The organism is Pseudomonas sp. SJZ131 (genome assembly GCF_007828705.1).
GTDB classification, from domain to species: Bacteria; Pseudomonadota; Gammaproteobacteria; order Pseudomonadales; family Pseudomonadaceae; genus Aquipseudomonas; species Aquipseudomonas prosekii.
On sequence record NZ_VIVC01000003.1, the window covers coordinates 612,056 to 629,503 of the forward strand.

Consider the following 17,448-nt stretch of genomic DNA (forward strand, 5'->3'; position numbering starts at 1 on the left):
TTTCACTCATATGCTTATGAAAATAACTCACTATCAGAGTCGTTCTTATAACTATTTAATACGCACCATTCGGTTAATAACAACCTCTTTTTTTCAGGGATCGACTGTGAAATTTCAACCGCTATTGGCCTTGGGCCTGACCATTCTGGCCGCCTCCAGCCAGGCTTTCGGCGGCGCCACGCTGGACCGCGTCGAGCAGAACAAAGAGCTGGTCGGCGTGTTGATGGAAAGCTACCCACCGTTTTCATTCCTCAACGAGCAGAACCAGCTCGACGGTTTTGACGTCGATGTGGCCAAAGCCGTGGCTGAGAAACTCGGGGTCAAACTGCGCCTCGAAACGCCGTCCTGGGACGTGATCGCCGCCGGCCGCTGGAGCGGTCGCTACGACATCTGCATCTGCTCGATGACCCCGAGCAAGGCGCGCGCCGAAGTCTTCGATTTCCCGGTCGAGTATTACGCCTCGCCCGCGGTGATCGTGGTCAACGCCAAGGACGAGCGCATCCACAACGCCAAGGACCTGAGCGGAAAAAAAGTCGGCCTCACCAGCGCTTCCAGCTACGAAAGTTACCTGAACAAAAACCTGGTGATCGAAGGCGCCGAAGACACGCAATTGCAGTACCCGTTCGAGGATGTGCAGATCGCGCCGTACGACACCGACAACGTCGCCTTCCAGGATCTGGGCCTCGGCGCCGGGGTGCGCCTCGACGCGATCCTCACCAATCTGGTGACCGCGCAACCACGCCTGAATCAGGACAAGCGCTTCAAACTGGCGGGCGATCCGCTGTACTCCGAGCCCAATTCCGTGGCCATCGAAAAGGGCGACGCACAGTGGGACGGCAAGGTGCGTGAGGTCTTCGCGCAACTGAAACAGGACGGCACGTTGAGCAAGCTGTCGCAAAAATGGATCGGCGCCGACATCAGCAAATGACTTCTTTTCACCAACCTCCAAAACCTCCACAGCCGCCGCAGTTGCCACAAGTACCGCAACCAGTGGCTGAGTCACGTCTGCAACGGGTGTTCGGTTTTCGCACGCGGCTGTACCTGACGTGGGCGGCGATGTTCGGATTGTTCGCCAGTTTCTTCCTGAGCTTCGACCTGAAGTTCTCGATCATTCTCGACAAACTGCCGAACCTCGTCGGCCTGCACCTGGCGCCCAATGGCTTTCTGCAAGGCGCGGCACTGACGCTGTTTCTCTGCGTGAGCTCGATCGTCGCCTCGTCGCTGCTGGGTTTCATCACCGCGCTTGCACGCTTGTCGAAAAGCGCCGTGGCGTTCGGCATCGCCAGTTTCTACGCCTCATTTTTTCGCGGCACGCCGCTGCTGATCCAGATCCTGCTGATCTACCTCGGCCTGCCGCAACTGGGCATCGTCCCGGGCGCCATCGCCGCCGGGATCATCGCGCTGTCACTGAACTACGGCGCCTACCTCAGCGAAATCTTCCGCGCCGGCATCCTCGGCGTCCCCCACGGCCAACGCGAAGCGTCCCTGGCCCTGGGCATGCGCGAAAGCGTGATCTTCTGGCGCGTCACCCTGCCCCAAGCCATGCGCACCATCATCCCGCCGACCACCAACCAATTCATCTCGATGCTCAAAGACTCGTCACTGATCTCGGTGATGGGCGTTTGGGAAGTGATGTTCCTCGCGCAATCCTATGGCCGATCAAGCTACCGCTACATCGAAATGCTCACCACGGCGGCGATCATTTATTGGGTGATGTCGATTGGGCTTGAACTGATCCAGGCGCGGATGGAGCGGCATTATGGGAAGGCGTATTTGGGCCGGGGTTAGCCTTAAATCGGACGCTTAGCTGAAATCGCGCCGCAGCCGCACGACGCCCATCTTCAAGCCAAACGGGCGGAACACGGCATTCAGCGACTTCAGCGTCGGGTTCCCCTCCCCATGCTCAAGATGCACCAGCGTGCGCACCGAAATTTTGCACATCCTCGCGAATTGGGTTTGGTTGAATCCGGTCACTTCAACACGCAAGCGGCGGACTGCTTCGTTTATTGAAAGGGTGTCGTCGGCTACCCCGCTCAGACAACTCTCAATCAGTTGGCCACGAATATCGATCGAAAGAGGCATTTAGGGATCTCGATAGGGGGAGTTCTGTTGGTTTGAGGGAATGCAATATATTGCTGATTCGCGGTCAATAACCTGTTCAAAACTGCAACAGAATGCATATTCAAAGGTTCATCCCTCGGAAAACCTCCTCTACATGCTGCACCCGAGCAATTGCCGACGAGCTTATTCACGCGCAGCGCTCAAGCACCAACGCAGATCGACTGCGCATTTGAAGTTGAGTTTCCAACATTTCGCCAACGGAAGCGTCTGCGATGGTTGTAGGGAAAAGCGTCTGATCAGTGGGTGAAATGCTCAGCAGCCGAAGTCTGCAATGGTTTCGGCTACAGGCGCCGTCGCCATGCCTTTCGAGGCGTCAGGAGTTGGCTGACAGACTCAAAACGGATCGACTTTTACAGTTTGGCCTCACCCCAAAAGAGGCTGAACCCGATGTCCATCAGGCACACTTTTCGACCGCATTGCATGGCGCTGGCGATCTCTATCGCGCTGGGCCATGCCACTTCCGCGCATGCTCAAAACCCCGCTCCTTCGTTGCCACTGCCGGCGGCGCATCTGACGGCGATCGAAACATTTATCAACCGTCCGGAAACATTTAAAACAGAAGTCACAGCTAGAGCCTCTGGCTCTGACGGCATCGCGTTGAAACTGGGCGATGACGACGATCTGGTGATGGTCAGCCGTCGCGGCCGCTTTAACGGAATCGTTGATGGCGGCGGCGGCCTCAATATTTTGCAACTCGATACGCTCAATGGTGGTGCATTGGGAGAGAGCAAGAATTTCAACCAGCTGTTCATCAAACGAGGTTTTTGGACACGAACGGGAGAAAACGATTTCCATGAAGGCGCGATGGTCGCCGACAAGGCATCGTTGACCAACCTGGGACGTATCGGCGGGCAGGTATCGGTCGATAAAGGCGCGACCTTTCGCGGCAAAGGCTCGGTCCACCACTTGCAGGTTGCGGGTCGGCTGGAAGTGAATGCGTTGCACGGAGCGCCGCATGTGCGAGGCAATCTGGAACTGCAAGACACGGCAGAGTTGGCTTATGAGGTGAACGCCGATGGCCAAAGCCAAACTATTCAGGTCGATGGTGATGCTCAACTTGGAAACGCCACGCTGAAGGTTGTCGCCGTGACGGGTGAATATCCATTAAGCAGCGAATACGTAGTGATGACGGCGAGTAAGGTCGACGGCGTGTTCGGCAAGTTGATTAGTGATCTGGCCTTCTTCACACCTGCTGCGACTTACGAAGCAAATAGTGTCGGCCTGACGTTCACCCGCAATGATGTGCCTTTGGAGAACTTCGCTCTGGGGGAGAACGGACGCGCGCTGGGTAACAGTGTCAGTGAGGAGCAAGTTTCCAAGCCTCCTGAGACAACAACAGTGGCGACTAACGAAACGCCTATCCACATGCCTTCTATCCCCGCCCCCGAGACGTCGCTCGTAGCGTCAACGTTACCTCCGATGCCGGAGCCGCTTGAAGTCGATTCGACGCCAAAGCTGGTCATCGAAATGCCGGATCCCGCGTCTGCTGAAGCTTCCGTCTCCGAGACGGACTTATCTGCGCCAATACAGAACGTGGTGGAAGTACCTGAAACTTCCATTGCTCAAGTGATTGTGCCTCCCCCTCCAGAACCAGCAAGCCTCCAGGGATCATCCCCAGCCACCCAACCTGCCGCAGCGCCGGCAAAACCTGACTTGCCAACCAACGCCGCAATCGCCGCCCTGCTCGGTTCCGACAAAGCCACCGCTGCCATTGCCATCGAGCAGTTAGCCGCAGGGATCAATGCCAATCTGGCAAACGCTACTCTGCGCAGTATCGATCCGGTGAACAGCAGCATGCTCTCCGCCATGCGGCAGATGGATCGTGGCAACTTCAATGCGCAAAACTCGGCGCCGAGTCTGGCGGGCGACGATGCGGATGGCAGAGTGTGGTTCCAGGCGCTCGGCAATGGCGGCACGGTGGATCGCGGGCATGTCAGCAGCGCGCTGCAACACTCGACCAAAGGCTTGGTATTAGGCGCCGATTGGGCACTCGACGAGCAATGGAGCCTCGGTGTCATCGGCGCGAAATCGCGCACGCGGCTGGACGGCAGCCGGCTGGACGGCGACCTCGACAGTTGGCACCTCGGCGCCTATGCGCTGCGTCAGAGTGGACCGCTGGCGATACGTCTGGGGGCGAGTCATGGCAAGCATGCGGGCAGCACCAAACGCCAGATCGCTTTTAATGGTTTCAGCGATCGTCCGAAGGGTCGCTACGACGCCAACACTCAACAGGCATTCGCCGAGTTCGGTTACAACCTCGGTAACGGCACGATCAGCGCCGAGCCCTTCGCCAACATCGGTTACCAGCGCTATCACCGCGACAGCTACACCGAAAAGGGTGGCGCGGCAAAGCTGCAAGTTCATGGGCAAACCCGCGACAATTTCAGCGGCACTTTCGGCCTGCGCCTGGCGCAGCTCAATACGCTGGACAACGGTATGCAAGTCACGCCGCGCTTCAGCGCTGGCTGGAAACACACCTACGGCGATGTCGACAGCAAAACCCGGCAAAGACTGGTCACCGGCGGCAAGACTTACACCGTTGAAGGCGCGGCGCTGGACCGTGACAGCCTGATGCTCGATGCCGGACTGGACCTCGCCGTTTCGCCCCGGCATACGCTGGGCGTCGGTTACAACGGTGAAATTGGCAACGACAGCCGCAGCCACGGCGTGATGGGCCAGTGGCGAATGGCGTTCTGATCAACACCTGACACACACCGAACCTGTAGGAGTGAGCCTGCTCGCGATGGCCGCGGGTCAGTCGAAATCGGAGCTGACTGATACAACGCTTTCGCGGGCAAGCCTCGCTCCTACAAGGGATCGTTGTGAGCCCAATATTCAGACAAAAAAAAGGGGAGCACATGCCCCCCCGAGGTTTAAAGCGGTGTATCGCGGCTGTTATCTCAGCCTTCGATCTCGATCAGGATTTCACCCGGATTGACCCGGTCGCCCTTGGCCACATGAATGGCGGTGACCTTGCCGGCGATGGCAGCCTGCACTTCGGTTTCCATTTTCATCGCTTCGGTGATGAGTACTGATTGCCCGGCTTTCACCGAGTCGCCTTCCTTGACCAGCACATCAACGATGTTGCCGGGCATGGCGGTGCTGACGTGGCCCGGAGCAGTGGCTTGCTTGCGTTTGCTGCTGCCGCCGCTGACGAATTCGTTGAGCGGCTCGAACACCACTTCTTCCGGCATGCCGTCGATGGACAGGTAGAAGTGGCGTTTGCCTTCAGCCTTGACGCCGACGCCGGTGATGTCGACGCGGTAGGTTTCACCGTGGACGTCGATGACGAACTCGGTCGGCACGCCTTCGCCGCTGGCCGAGGTGACGCTGCCGGCTTCAGGAATCGGCAGCAGCACTTCCGGTGTCAGGGTCCCGGCGTTGCGTTCTTCGAGGAACTTGCGGCCGATGTCCGGGAACATCGCATAGGTCAGCACGTCCTCTTCGGACTTGGCGACGGCGCCGATTTCGCCACGCAGCTTGGTCATTTCCGGTTTCAGCAGATCCGCCGGGCGCACGTCGATCACGTCTTCGCTACCGATTGCCTGACGACGCAGTTTCTCGTTCACCGTGCCCGGCGCCTTGCCGTAGCCGCCCTGCAAGTAAAGCTTCACTTCGTTGGTGATGGTTTTGTAGCGCTCGCCGGCCAGCACGTTGAAGAACGCCTGAGTGCCGACGATTTGCGAGGTCGGGGTCACCAGCGGCGGGAAGCCGAGGTCTTCGCGAACACGCGGGATTTCGGCGAGCACTTCGGCCATGCGGTTCAGGGCGCCCTGCTCTTTCAACTGGTTGGCCAGGTTGGAAATCATCCCGCCCGGTACCTGGTTGACTTGGACACGGGTGTCGACTGCGGTGAACTCGCTTTCGAACTGGTGATATTTTTTGCGCACGGCGTAGAAATACAGGCCGATCTCTTGCAGCAGTTCGAGGTTCAGGCCGGTGTCGTATTCGCTGCCCTTGAGGGCCGCAACCATCGATTCGGTGCCAGGGTGGCTGGTGCCCGAAGCGAAACTGGAGATCGCGGTGTCGATGTGATCGGCGCCGTTTTCAATGGCTTTGAGTTGGCACATGGTCGCCAGGCCAGCGGTGTCGTGAGAGTGAATGAACACCGGCAACGACTGCTCGGATTTCAGTGCCTTGACCAGTTCGCCAGTGGCGTACGGCGTCAGCAGGCCGGCCATGTCCTTGATCGCCACGGAGTCGCAACCCATGGCTTCCATTTGCTTGGCTTGTGCGACAAACGCGTCAATCGTGTGCACCGGGCTGGTGGTGTAAGCGATGGTGCCTTGGGCATGTTTGCCCGCCGCTTTCACTGCCTCGATCGCCACGCGCAGGTTACGCACGTCGTTCATTGCGTCGAAGATGCGGAACACGTCGATGCCGTTGACCGCAGCTTTGGCCACGAAGGCTTTGACCACATCGTCGCTGTAGTGGCGATAGCCCAGCAGGTTCTGGCCACGCAGAAGCATTTGCAGGCGCGTGTTAGGCAACGCCGCGCGCAGTTGGCGCAGACGCTCCCACGGGTCTTCTTTGAGAAAACGCACACAGGCATCAAACGTCGCGCCGCCCCAGCACTCCAGCGACCAGTAGCCGACTTTGTCGAGCTTGTCGCAGATCGGCAGCATGTCTTCGGTGCGCATGCGAGTGGCGAGCAGCGATTGGTGGGCGTCGCGCAGGATTGTGTCGGTTACATGGATTTTCTTGGACATTTTGTTATTCCTCACAGGCCTGCGTGGGCGGCGATGGCGGCGGCGATGGCCAGGGCCAGCTCTTCGGGTTTGCGCTTGATCGAGTAGTTGGTCAGTTCCGGGTGGGCTTCAACGAAGCTGGTATTGAACTGGCCACTACGGAATTCCGGGTTGCGCAGGATTTCCTGGTAATACGCGGCGGTGGTCTTGACCCCTTGCAGACGCATGTCGTCGAGGGCGCGCAAGCCACGGTCCATCGCCTCTTCCCAGGTCAACGCCCACACCACCAGTTTCAGGCACATGGAGTCGTAGAACGGCGGAATGGTGTAGCCGGTATAGATCGCCGTGTCGGTGCGCACGCCGGGACCGCCGGGTGCGTAATAACGGGTGATCTTGCCGAAGCTCGGCAGGAAGTTGTTCTTCGGGTCTTCGGCGTTGATGCGAAATTGCAGCGCGAAACCGCGATGCTGGATGTCTTCCTGTTTCACCGAAAGCGGCAGGCCGGAGGCGATGCGAATTTGCTCACGGACGATGTCGATGCCGGTGATTTCTTCGGTGATGGTGTGTTCCACCTGCACCCGAGTGTTCATCTCCATGAAGTACACCTCGCCCTCGGCGAGCAGGAACTCCACGGTGCCGGCGTTCTCGTAGCCCACGGCTTTGGCCGCGCGCACCGACAGGTCGCCGATGTAGGCGCGCTGTTCCGGGGTCAGTTGCGGGCTCGGGGCAATCTCGATGAGCTTCTGGTTGCGGCGCTGGATCGAGCAGTCGCGCTCGAACAAGTGCACGACATTGCCAAAGCTGTCGCCGAGGATCTGCGCTTCGATGTGCTTGGGGTTGACGATGCATTTTTCCAGGAACACTTCCGCCGAACCAAATGCCTTGGTCGCTTCGGAAATCACCCGGGGGAAGGCTTGTTCGAGTTCTTCACGGCTGTTGCAGCGACGAATGCCGCGACCGCCACCACCGGAAGTGGCCTTGAGCATCACCGGGTAACCAATGCGATCGCCTTCGGTCAGCGCTTCAGCGATGTCCGCGACGTTGCCTTCGGTGCCGGGAGTGACCGGTACGCCAGCCTTGATCATGCTGCGGCGCGCTTCGGTCTTGTCGCCCATGCGGCGAATCACTTCGGCCGATGGCCCGATAAATTTGATCCCGCGTTCAGCGCAGATGTCCGCGAGTTCGGCGTTTTCCGAGAGGAAACCGTAACCGGGATGCAGCGCATCACAACCGGTTTCCACCGCAAGATTGACCAGCTTGCGCGGGTTCAGATAACCGGCCAACGGGTCGGCACCGATGCTGTGGGCTTCGTCCGCACGTTTTACATGCAAGGCATGACGATCGGCGTCGGAATAGACCGCGACCGAGCGAATGCCCATTTCGGCGCAGGCACGCACGATTCGTACGGCAATCTCACCACGGTTGGCGATCAGGATCTTTGTTATCACTTGGAGTTTCCCTTGAGCCGGTGGTACCCACGACCTGCTAGACCAGGTCGGCGCGTGACTAAATGTTTCAATTCAGTCGCAGGTCCACACTAGCCCTCGCAAGGGATTAACAAAAATGATTAATAATTGGGTCAGCCATAAGTAAAGACTTATAGTTGCCCGATCAGCCGACCGCGAGAGTGTTTATAAAATGCGTAAGTCATTGATGCGTATGACATTGCGTCAATTGCAGATCTTCAATGAAGTCTGTGATTTGCGCTCTTACAGCCGCGCGGCGGATGAAATGTCTCTGACACAACCTGCCGTCAGCCTGCAGATTCGTCAACTTGAGGAGCTGATTGGTCAGCCTTTGTTCGATTACGTCGGCAAAAAGCTCTACATGACCGAAGCGGCTGAAGCGCTTCAGCGCGCCAGTCGGGATATTTTCGGACGCCTGGAAAACCTCGATATGCAGTTGTCGGACATGCAGGGTTCGCTGCAAGGGCAACTGAAACTGGCGGTGGAATCCAGCGCCAAATACTTCGTGCCGCACCTGTTTGCCGCGTTCAAGCGCCAGCATCCCGAGGTGAATCTGCACCTCACCGTGGTCAACCGTGGCCAAGTGATTCGACGGCTGTCGGACAACCGCGATGACTTGGTGATCATGTCGATGGTCCCGCAGGACATGGGCCTGGAATTCCTGCCCTTTTTGAACAACCCGATTGTCGCCGTGGCGCCGCCCGATCATCCGCTGTGCCACATGGGCCCGCTGCGTTTGCAGGATCTGGAACCGTACACGCTGCTGATGCGCGAGCCGGGCTCCGGGACGCGAATGGCCTGCGAAGAGTATTTCAAAGAGAAACGCGTGCACTTCACCCAGACTCAGGAAGTCGCCTCGGCCGAGGCTCAGCGCGAATGCGTGTCGGCGGGTCTGGGCCTGGCGCTGTTGACGCGCCACGCCCTGAACCTTGAGTTGGCGACCGGCGCACTGATCGAGTTGCCGGTCGACGAGCTGCCGCTGTATCGCAGCTGGTGCCTGGTGCAGGCCAAAGCCAAACGCCTGTCACCGGTAGCGCACGCCTTCCTGGCGTTTATCCGCAGCGAGCGGGTGCAAATCAGCGCGTTGGTTGAGCGCTTCGACGGGAGGTTGCCGGTGCTGCCTGCCAGTAGTTGAGTTCGAGCTCGTCAGGGTATTCGCCGATCTCGGCCAGCAGTTGGCGGCGTTCGCAGCGATCTTCGATGGCACGACGAAACTCCATGCGACGCTGGTCTTCCTGCTGACGACGGGTTTTCAGGGCGCTGTTGCGTTCTTCGTAGGGCTGGGCCATTTCGGTTCTCCCAAGGCGATTACGGGAGTTACACGATGAGCGTCGCGGATGACGATTTGGCGGCGGGTTGATTACAGGCAGATGAAAGTTGTTGTTTCCAGAGCCGCCTTCGCGGGCAAGCCTCGCTCCTACAGATATCGCATACCCGTGGGAGCGAGGCTTGCCCGCGAAGAGGTCCTCAAGACAAACAAGGAATCAGTCGTCCAGCGCTTTCACTGATTTAGGCGACAACCGCAAGCTGCGCAGGCTGCGCTTGACGCTCTTGAGGTGGTTGACCAGGCTCGGCCCGCGCGCCATCGCGACGCCCATCGCCAACACGTCGATCACCACCAGATGGGCGATGCGTGAGGTCAGCGGAGTGTAGATTTCAGTGTCTTCGTGCACATCGATCGCCAGATTGACGGTCGACAGCTCGGCCAACGGCGTCTGACTCGGGCACAAGGTGATCAGCGAGGCACCGCTTTCGCGCACCAGATTCGCCGTGATCAGCAAATCCTTGGAGCGGCCGGACTGGGAAATACAGATCGCCACATCGGTCGGCTTCAACGTCACCGCCGACATCGCCTGCATGTGCGGATCGGAATACGCCGCTGCCGTCAGCAGCAACCGGAAGAACTTGTGCTGCGCGTCTGCCGCGACCGCGCCCGAGGCGCCAAAGCCATAAAACTCGACCCGCTGCGCTTGCGACATCAGCGACACCGCGCGCTGCAATTCCACCGGATCGAGCTTCTCGCGAACCTCCATCAGGGTGTGCAACGTGGTGTCGAAGATTTTCAGGCTGTAGTCAGCGACCGAATCGTCTTCATGGATCGCGAACTGCCCGAAACTCGCGCCGGCGGCCAGACTTTGCGCCAGTTTCAGCTTCAGATCCTGAAAACCGGAACAACCGATCGCGCGACAGAAACGCACGATGGTCGGCTCGCTGATGCCGACGCTGTGGGCCAGGTCGGCCATGGAACTGTGCATCACCGCCGCAGGATCAAGCAGCACATGATCGGCGACCTTGAGCTCCGACTTGCGTAACAGGTGGCGGGACTGGGCGATATGTTGCAGCAGATTCAAGGGGCTGGACTCTTTGTTATTGGCAGGCGCCGGGGATGTAGCAAGCTTGTAGTTATACTACATGAATTGGCTTTTTGCCTGCCCAATGCGTAACTCGATGTCCCGATTCCACGCCTCATGCGCTCCATGTAGCACCTTTGGGCCCTTGTAGCAGCTGGCGCAGCCTGCGTCCGGCTGCGCAGCAGTCGTGAATAGGCGTTATGCGGTTTAACAGGAAAATTGGCTATTCAGGTTTCACGACTGCTGCGCAGCCGAACGCAGCCTTCGGCAGCTGCTACAGAGGATCGGCGTCTTTTCGCAGCAGCTCGGCGAGATCAGCTGCCTGCACCGGACGACTGATCAAATAACCCTGCACTTCATCGCAATGTTCAGCCTTCAGGAACACCAACTGCTCCGCACGCTCAACGCCTTCCGCCACGACTTTCAGCGACAAGCCGTGCGCCATCGCAATGATCGCCCTTGTGATCGCCGCGTCCTCGCTGCCCTCGCCGAGTCCACGGATAAACGCCTGATCGATCTTCACGTAATCCACCGGAATGCGCTTGAGGTAGCTCAGCGACGAATAACCCGTACCAAAATCGTCGATCGCCAGTTTCACGCCCAAATCGCGCAACTGTTGGAAAGTCGCGATGATGTGCTCGACGCTGTCCAGCAACTGGCTTTCAGTCAGTTCCAGTTCGAGGAACTGCGGCGCCAGCCCGGTCTCTTCCAGCACCTGACGCACCAGACTGACCAATTTGCCCTGACGCAATTGATGCACCGACAAATTCACCGACACCCGAATCGGCGGCAGCCCCTGACGCTGCCACTCACACGCCTGCCAACAGGCCTGGCGCAACACGAACTCGCCGATCGGGCCAATCAGCCCGGTCTCTTCGGCCAGCCCGATGAATTCATTGGGCGGCACGTGGCCCATGGTCGGATGCTCCCAGCGCACCAAGGCTTCGGCAGCGTTCAAGCGGCCCGTGGCGAGGCACAGCTTCGGTTGATAAAACACCTTGAGCTGCTTTTCTTCGATGGCTTTGCGCAGGTGGTTTTCCAGGTGCAGACGCTCCAGCGTGCTCGCCTGCAGACTCTCGGTGTAGAACTGGAAATTATTCCCGCCCAAGTGTTTGGCGTGCTGCATGGCCATGTTCGACTGGCTGACCAGCGCGGAAATCTCTCGCGCATTGTCCGGCAACATGCTGATGCCCATCGATGCGCTGACCACCAACTCATGCCCGTCGACCGTCACCGGCAAGCGCAGCTTGGCCGACAATCGGGTGGCCACGCGGGCCAGGCTCGACAGGTTGCCGTAGGCGTCGAACAGCACCGCAAACTCATCGCCGGACAGCCGCGCAATGGTGTCGGCCTCGGGCAACGCATTGATCAGGCGTCGGGCCATTTTCTGCAGCAGTTGATCGGCGATTTCATGGCCGAGGCTGTCATTCAGCAATTTGAAACGGTCGAGATTGATGTGCAGCAACGCCAGACTGCGACGACCGCCCTGACGAACGCGCTGATGAGCCTCGCCCAATCGCTCACGGAATAGCGAACGGTTGGCCAGCCCCGTCAATTCGTCGTAATGGGTGAGGAACCGCATGCGTTCTTCGGATTCCCGCCGCGCCGACAGATCGGCGAAGAAGCCGACAATATGGCTGACCTTTCCGCGACTATCGCGCACTGTGTTCAATTGCAGCCATTGCGGATAGAGCTCGCCATTCTTGCGCGTCTCCACCAGTTCGCCCTGCCAACTGCCGTGTTGCTCCAGCGCTTGGTGGATAACGTTGTAGTGGCGGCGGGCGTCGCGGCTGCAGGGCAAATCGACGACGTTGTGACCAAGCATGTCGTCGATGTCGTAACCGGTGACGCGGCTGAACGCCTGGTTGATCGCGATCAGTTTGTAATGCGGATCAAGGATCACGATACCTTCGCTGGCCGCTTCGAACACGGTAGCGGCAAGTTGCCGTTGTTCTTCCAGGCCTTTGCTGGCGCTGATGTCGCGGCGGGTGCCGACCATGCGGATCACCCGCCCGCTGTCACTGCGCTCGACTGCGCGGCCACGGTCCTCAATCCAGACCCAGTGGCCGTCGCCATGGCGCACGCGGTATTCGATCTGGTAATCCTCGCTGCGGCCCTTCAAGTGCTCGACCAGCGCGCGTTTGAGCGCCGGCACGTCGTCGGGGTGCAGGCGTGGGCGCAGGTGGCTGAGCATCGCGGTAACGTATTCCGGCGCGAGGCCGAACAGCTCCTGAATCTGCGTGTGATGGACCTCGTCGGTTTGCAGGTTCCAGTCCCACAAGCCCAGTTCGCTGGCCTTCAACGCCAACGCCAGACGCGCTTCACTTTTGCCCAGGGCCTGAGTCGCCGCGCTGAGTTCCTGGCTGCGTTCGGCCACGCGGTTTTCCAGTTCGACCTGGGCTTCGCGCAGCTCTGCTTCGGCGCTGCGGCGCTGATCGATTTCTCTGGCGAGTTCGTAATTGAGTTGATCGCTCTGCGCCTGTGCCTGCTGCAGATGTTCGATCAACGCCTGATTCTGGAAGCGCCGCAGCAAACCACGATCAATCAGCCGATTGACCTGCCACGCGACCACGCTCAACGCGCCCAGCAGGATCAGCCCGAACCAGCCCCAACCTTGTTGCTGCTCATCGCCGCCCCAAAACATGTAGGCAATCGCCGGCAACAGACAGGGCAAGGTGAACGAGAGGAACGCCGGCAGGCTGACCGCATACGCGACGCTGGCCGAAAGTGCGGCGGCGCCGATCAGGCCGAATACCCAGGCTTGCTGAATAAAGGTGTCGGCGGGGACCAGGGCAATGCCGGCGCCCGCGAGGGTCAGCCCGGTCATGGCCGAGCCGAGCAAAAACATGCGAATCCAGATCGGATGAGCCTGGCGATTGGGAATCGCCGAATCGAAGGCCGCTACTTGAATCACCCGCAGCGCTACCAGCGACAGCAACCAGATCAGCCAGACGCTGACCAGAAAGTAGCGTTGCGGGCTCCACAGCAACCCGGCGCACACCAGACCGTTGATCAGCATGAACAGCGTCGGCAACAGCGAGCCCTGGTACAGCAGGCGCGTACGCTCGACGGCCATTTGCATGGCGTACTGTTTGCGGATAACCCGCGGCTCCACTGAAGGGCCCGCCAGGTCGGAACTGAGGGTCATAGGCAATATTCTTGTTCTTATAAGGAGCGTGGTGAGCCCGAATCGTGCACGGAGCATACACAAGCAGCGCCGTTGACCAAACTGCCCAAAGTCATAAAACAGACAAAAGTATCAGCGCCCATCGGCCGCCAAAAACCGCTCAAGCGAGCCCCGCCGCCGCTTGCAGGCAGTGACCGACCGGTCGTCCTGCATGGATCTTTCATCGGCTAAATCAAAGCGGGGTTTGCCCGGTGTGACGCCGCCCCCTAGAATGCCCCGATGCGCGATGATCTCTCCCTTCTGCTGAACTCCCTCAACGATGCCCAACGTCAGGCCGTAGCTGCCGCCGTGGGTCGTCAGTTGGTCCTGGCCGGTGCTGGTTCCGGTAAAACCCGAGTGCTGGTGCACCGTATCGCCTGGTTGATCCAGGTCGAAAACGCCTCGCCCCACTCCATCCTGTCGGTGACCTTTACCAACAAGGCCGCTGCCGAGATGCGTCATCGCATCGAGCAGCTGATGGGTATCAACCCGGCCGGCATGTGGGTCGGCACCTTCCACGGCCTGGCGCACCGCTTGCTGCGGGCGCACTGGCAGGAAGCCAAGCTGAGCCAGACCTTCCAGATCCTCGACAGCGACGACCAGCAACGTCTGGTCAAACGGGTGATCCGCGAGTTGGGGCTGGACGAGCAACGCTGGCCGGCCCGGCAGGCTCAGTGGTTCATCAACGGGCAGAAAGACGAAGGTCTGCGCCCGCACCACATTCAGGCCAGCGGCGATTTGTTCCTCGCGACCATGCGCAGCATTTATGAAGCCTACGAGGCCGCGTGCCTGCGCGCCGGCGTCATCGACTTCTCCGAACTGCTGCTGCGCGCCCTCGACCTGTGGCGCGATAACCCGGGCCTGCTCGAGCATTATCAGAAACGCTTCCGGCACATTCTGGTGGACGAGTTCCAGGACACCAACGCCGTCCAGTACGCCTGGTTGCGCTTGCTGGCCAAGGGCGGCGACAGCCTGATGGTGGTCGGCGACGACGACCAGTCGATCTACGGCTGGCGCGGGGCGAAAATCGAGAACATCTATCAGTATTCCGATGACTTCCCGGACGCTGAAACCATCCGTCTGGAACAGAATTACCGCTCCACCGCCGGCATCCTCAAGGCTGCCAACGCACTGATCGCCAACAATACCGGGCGCATGGGCAAAGAGCTGTGGACCGATGGCGGCGAAGGCGAGGCGATCAATCTGTACGCCGCGTTCAACGAGCACGACGAAGCACGCTATGTGGTGGAAACCATCGAAAGCGCGCTGAAAACCGGCTTGGCCCGCAGCGATATCGCGATTTTGTACCGCTCCAACGCCCAATCGCGCGTTCTTGAAGAAGCTTTGCTGCGCGAGCGCATTCCGTATCGCATCTATGGCGGCCAGCGCTTCTTCGAACGTGCGGAAATCAAAAACGCCATGGCCTACCTGCGTTTGCTCGAAGGTCGTGGCAACGATGCCGCGCTGGAACGGGTGATCAACGTTCCGGCCCGTGGCATCGGCGAGAAAACTGTCGAAGCGATCCGCGATCACGCCCGCCACAGCGATGTGTCGATGTGGGAAGCCATGCGCCTGCTTGTGGCCAACAAAGGCCTGACCGGGCGTGCGGCTGGCGCGCTTGGCGGGTTCATCGAGCTGATCGAAAACCTCGCCGCCAAGTGCATGGAAATGCCGCTGCACCTGATGACGCAGACCGTCATCGAGCAGTCGGGTCTGATTGCCTATCACGAAGCGGAAAAAGGCGAGAAAGGCCAGGCACGGGTAGAAAACCTTGAGGAACTGGTCAGCGCCGCGCGTGCGTTCGAGAACGCCGAGGACGAGGAAGACTTGACGCCACTGGCGGCGTTCCTCGGGCATGCGTCGCTGGAGGCGGGAGACACTCAGGCCGACGAGCATGAAGACAGCATTCAGTTGATGACTTTGCACAGCGCCAAAGGCCTGGAATTCCCTTACGTGTTCCTCGTCGGCATGGAAGAAGGCCTGTTCCCGCACAAGATGAGCCTGGAAGAGCCCGGCCGTCTCGAAGAGGAACGGCGTCTGGCCTACGTGGGGATTACGCGGGCAATGCAGAATCTGGTGATGACTTACGCTGAAACCCGACGCTTGTACGGCAGCGAAACCTACAACAAGGTGTCGCGTTTCGTACGTGAAGTGCCGAAGGGTCTGATTCAGGAGGTGCGGTTGTCCAACAGCGTCAGCCGTCCGTTCGGCGGTGGTCAGCAGCAGAGCTCGAGCAGCCTGTTCGGCGGCAGCGAGATTCCCGATACCGGTTTCAGCCTCGGCCAAGCGGTGCGCCATTCGGTGTTCGGCGACGGCGTGATCCTCAACTTCGAAGGCGCCGGCGCGCAGGCGCGGGTGCAGGTCAACTTCGCTGAAGGCAGCAAGTGGCTGATGCTTGGTTACGCCAAGCTCGAAGCGATCTAAACCTGGCGAGGCTTTTCTGTGGGAGCGAGCTTGCTCGCGAAAGGGGCGCCGCGGTTTGTCTACGGATAAACCGAGGTGCGGCCATCGCGAGCAAGCTCGCTCGCACAGGGTTCACATTTCCTACAACGCATGTCCGCTTGTCTTACAGACAAAAGTACATCGCCCTCTATCCCGCGGCTTACCTGAACCTCACCTGTCAGGCAAAAGCCCGAAACACTCTGCCGCTAGCCAGTGACACTTCAGCTGTGCAACATGGCACGCGTTCCATCCACAAATGGGAATTCCCTTTATGAAACGTTTTCTTAGCATCGCCATGGCCTTGTGCATTGGTCTGACGATGAGCCTGGACGCCAACGCCAAGCGCTTCGGTGGCGGCAAGAGCTCCGGCGCTGCGCCGTCTCACCAGACCAGCCAAATGGCTCCTTCTTCTGCCGCGGGTGGCGCTGCCGCCACTGCGGGCGCCGCCGGTGCGGCTGGCGCTGCAACCAAGGCCAGCGGTGCTTCGCGCTGGCTCGGCCCTCTGGCCGGCATCGCCGCCGGTGGCCTGTTGGCCTCGATGTTCATGGGCGACGGCTTCCAGGGCATGCAGATCTTCGACATCCTGATCATGGCGCTGATTGCCTTCATGGTCTTCCGCTTCATCGCCGCTCGTCGTCGCAAGCAGCAAGACCAGCTGTCTCCAGCCGGCGCGCCGATGCACCGCGAAGCGTTCGATCAGAAGCCGGCCGGCACCGGTTCGATCTTCGGCGGTTCGGCAGCACCTGCCGCCGCGCGTCCGGTGATCAATGCGCCAGCCTGGTTCAATGAGCAGAACTTCATTGCAGCGGCCCGCAACCATTTCCAGTCCCTGCAACAACACTGGGATGCCAATGAAATGGACAAGATTGCCGAGTTCGTGACCCCGCAGTTGCTGGAGTTCCTCAAGCGCGAACGGGCTGACCTGGGTGACGGCTTCCAGTCCACTTACATTGATAACCTCAATGTGCAGCTGGATGGCGTCGATGATCGCGCCGACAAGACCATTGCCACCCTGACCTTCAGTGGTGTGTCGAAGACTTCACGCTTCGACCAGGGCGAAGTGTTCAGCGAAAGCTGGAACATGGAACGCCTGCAGGGCGAGAACCAGCCATGGCTGGTTGCCGGTATCCGCCAGAACGGCTGAACCGACCCGCGTTAAATGTGTCGCAAGAAAAAGCCCCGGCCTTGGCCGGGGTTTTCTATTTCGCGGTTGC

12 protein-coding genes are annotated in these 17,448 nt (G+C 59.6%); 6 read left to right on the forward strand and 6 right to left on the reverse strand.

Translation table 11 applies throughout. The annotated features are described in order from the left end of the window. Nucleotides 1–106: 106 nt before the first annotated feature. On the forward strand, nt 107–928 hold the full coding sequence (locus FBY12_RS17040; protein ID WP_145254198.1) for an ABC transporter substrate-binding protein: 822 nt from the start codon (nt 107–109) through the stop codon (nt 926–928). Continuing rightward, complete coding sequence (locus FBY12_RS17045; protein WP_145254200.1) at nt 925–1,788, forward strand: amino acid ABC transporter permease; 864 nt, start codon at nt 925–927, stop codon at nt 1,786–1,788. Before FBY12_RS17040 ends, FBY12_RS17045 begins: the two co-directional genes overlap by 4 nt. Before the next feature lie 15 nt (nt 1,789–1,803). Here the strand turns inward: FBY12_RS17045 and FBY12_RS17050 are convergent, their stop codons facing one another. Beyond that, nucleotides 1,804–2,082 (reverse strand): helix-turn-helix domain-containing protein, encoded by a 279-nt coding sequence (locus FBY12_RS17050; protein ID WP_145254202.1) that lies wholly within the window; start codon nt 2,080–2,082, stop codon nt 1,804–1,806. 459 nt (nt 2,083–2,541) lie between these two features. Between FBY12_RS17050 and FBY12_RS17055 the strand changes: the two genes are divergently transcribed. After that, nucleotides 2,542–4,818, forward strand: a complete 2,277-nt coding sequence (locus FBY12_RS17055; protein WP_256663329.1) for an autotransporter domain-containing protein — start codon at nt 2,542–2,544, stop codon at nt 4,816–4,818. 203 nt (nt 4,819–5,021) lie between these two features. Here FBY12_RS17055 and oadA read toward each other — a convergent pair whose 3' ends face one another. Then, entirely contained in the window at nt 5,022–6,830 is a 1,809-nt protein-coding gene (gene oadA / locus FBY12_RS17060; RefSeq protein ID WP_121732386.1) for a sodium-extruding oxaloacetate decarboxylase subunit alpha, read from the reverse strand. A gap of 11 nt (nt 6,831–6,841) precedes the next feature. After that, complete coding sequence (locus FBY12_RS17065) at nt 6,842–8,257, reverse strand: acetyl-CoA carboxylase biotin carboxylase subunit (protein WP_092275904.1); 1,416 nt, start codon at nt 8,255–8,257, stop codon at nt 6,842–6,844. A gap of 190 nt (nt 8,258–8,447) precedes the next feature. Between FBY12_RS17065 and FBY12_RS17070 the strand changes: the two genes are divergently transcribed. Beyond that, nucleotides 8,448–9,410 carry a LysR family transcriptional regulator gene (locus tag FBY12_RS17070; protein WP_145254207.1) on the forward strand — a complete coding sequence of 321 codons (963 nt, stop codon included), beginning with the start codon at nt 8,448–8,450 and terminating at the stop codon, nt 9,408–9,410. Here FBY12_RS17070 and FBY12_RS17075 read toward each other — a convergent pair. From FBY12_RS17075 to FBY12_RS17085, 3 genes are all read right to left on the reverse strand, one after another. Beyond that, entirely contained in the window at nt 9,352–9,564 is a 213-nt protein-coding gene (locus tag FBY12_RS17075; protein ID WP_145254208.1) for a PA3496 family putative envelope integrity protein, read from the reverse strand. The genes FBY12_RS17070 and FBY12_RS17075 overlap by 59 nt on opposite strands. A gap of 195 nt (nt 9,565–9,759) precedes the next feature. Then, the gene (gene hexR, locus FBY12_RS17080) at nt 9,760–10,626 is read right to left on the reverse strand and encodes a transcriptional regulator HexR (RefSeq protein WP_008027445.1); all 867 of its coding nucleotides are present in this window, start codon (nt 10,624–10,626) and stop codon (nt 9,760–9,762) included. Nucleotides 10,627–10,900: 274 nt separating this feature from the next. Beyond that, a complete protein-coding gene (locus FBY12_RS17085; protein ID WP_145254210.1) occupies nt 10,901–13,774 on the reverse strand; it encodes an EAL domain-containing protein in 2,874 nt (957 codons plus the stop codon). 258 nt (nt 13,775–14,032) lie between these two features. Here FBY12_RS17085 and uvrD point away from each other — a divergent pair, with 258 nt between their 5' ends. Continuing rightward, complete coding sequence (gene uvrD / locus FBY12_RS17090; protein WP_092275892.1) at nt 14,033–16,216, forward strand: DNA helicase II; 2,184 nt, start codon at nt 14,033–14,035, stop codon at nt 16,214–16,216. Nucleotides 16,217–16,505: 289 nt separating this feature from the next. After that, entirely contained in the window at nt 16,506–17,378 is an 873-nt protein-coding gene (locus tag FBY12_RS17100) for a Tim44 domain-containing protein (protein WP_109502391.1), read from the forward strand. Nucleotides 17,379–17,448: the final 70 nt, after the last annotated feature.

Excerpts from the sequence above, each read along its gene's own strand:
- FBY12_RS17045 (WP_145254200.1), top strand. The coding sequence starts at position 925 with ATGACTTCTTTTCACCAACCTCCAAAACCTCCACAGCCGCCGCAGTTG.
- FBY12_RS17050 (WP_145254202.1), bottom strand. The coding sequence starts at position 2,082 with ATGCCTCTTTCGATCGATATTCGTGGCCAACTGATTGAGAGTTGTCTG.
- FBY12_RS17055 (WP_256663329.1), top strand. The coding sequence starts at position 2,542 with ATGGCGCTGGCGATCTCTATCGCGCTGGGCCATGCCACTTCCGCGCAT.
- oadA (WP_121732386.1), bottom strand. The coding sequence starts at position 6,830 with ATGTCCAAGAAAATCCATGTAACCGACACAATCCTGCGCGACGCCCAC.
- FBY12_RS17070 (WP_145254207.1), top strand. The coding sequence starts at position 8,448 with ATGCGTAAGTCATTGATGCGTATGACATTGCGTCAATTGCAGATCTTC.
- FBY12_RS17075 (WP_145254208.1), bottom strand. The coding sequence starts at position 9,564 with ATGGCCCAGCCCTACGAAGAACGCAACAGCGCCCTGAAAACCCGTCGT.
- FBY12_RS17085 (WP_145254210.1), bottom strand. The coding sequence starts at position 13,774 with ATGACCCTCAGTTCCGACCTGGCGGGCCCTTCAGTGGAGCCGCGGGTT.
- uvrD (WP_092275892.1), top strand. The coding sequence starts at position 14,033 with ATGCGCGATGATCTCTCCCTTCTGCTGAACTCCCTCAACGATGCCCAA.
- FBY12_RS17100 (WP_109502391.1), top strand. The coding sequence starts at position 16,506 with ATGAAACGTTTTCTTAGCATCGCCATGGCCTTGTGCATTGGTCTGACG.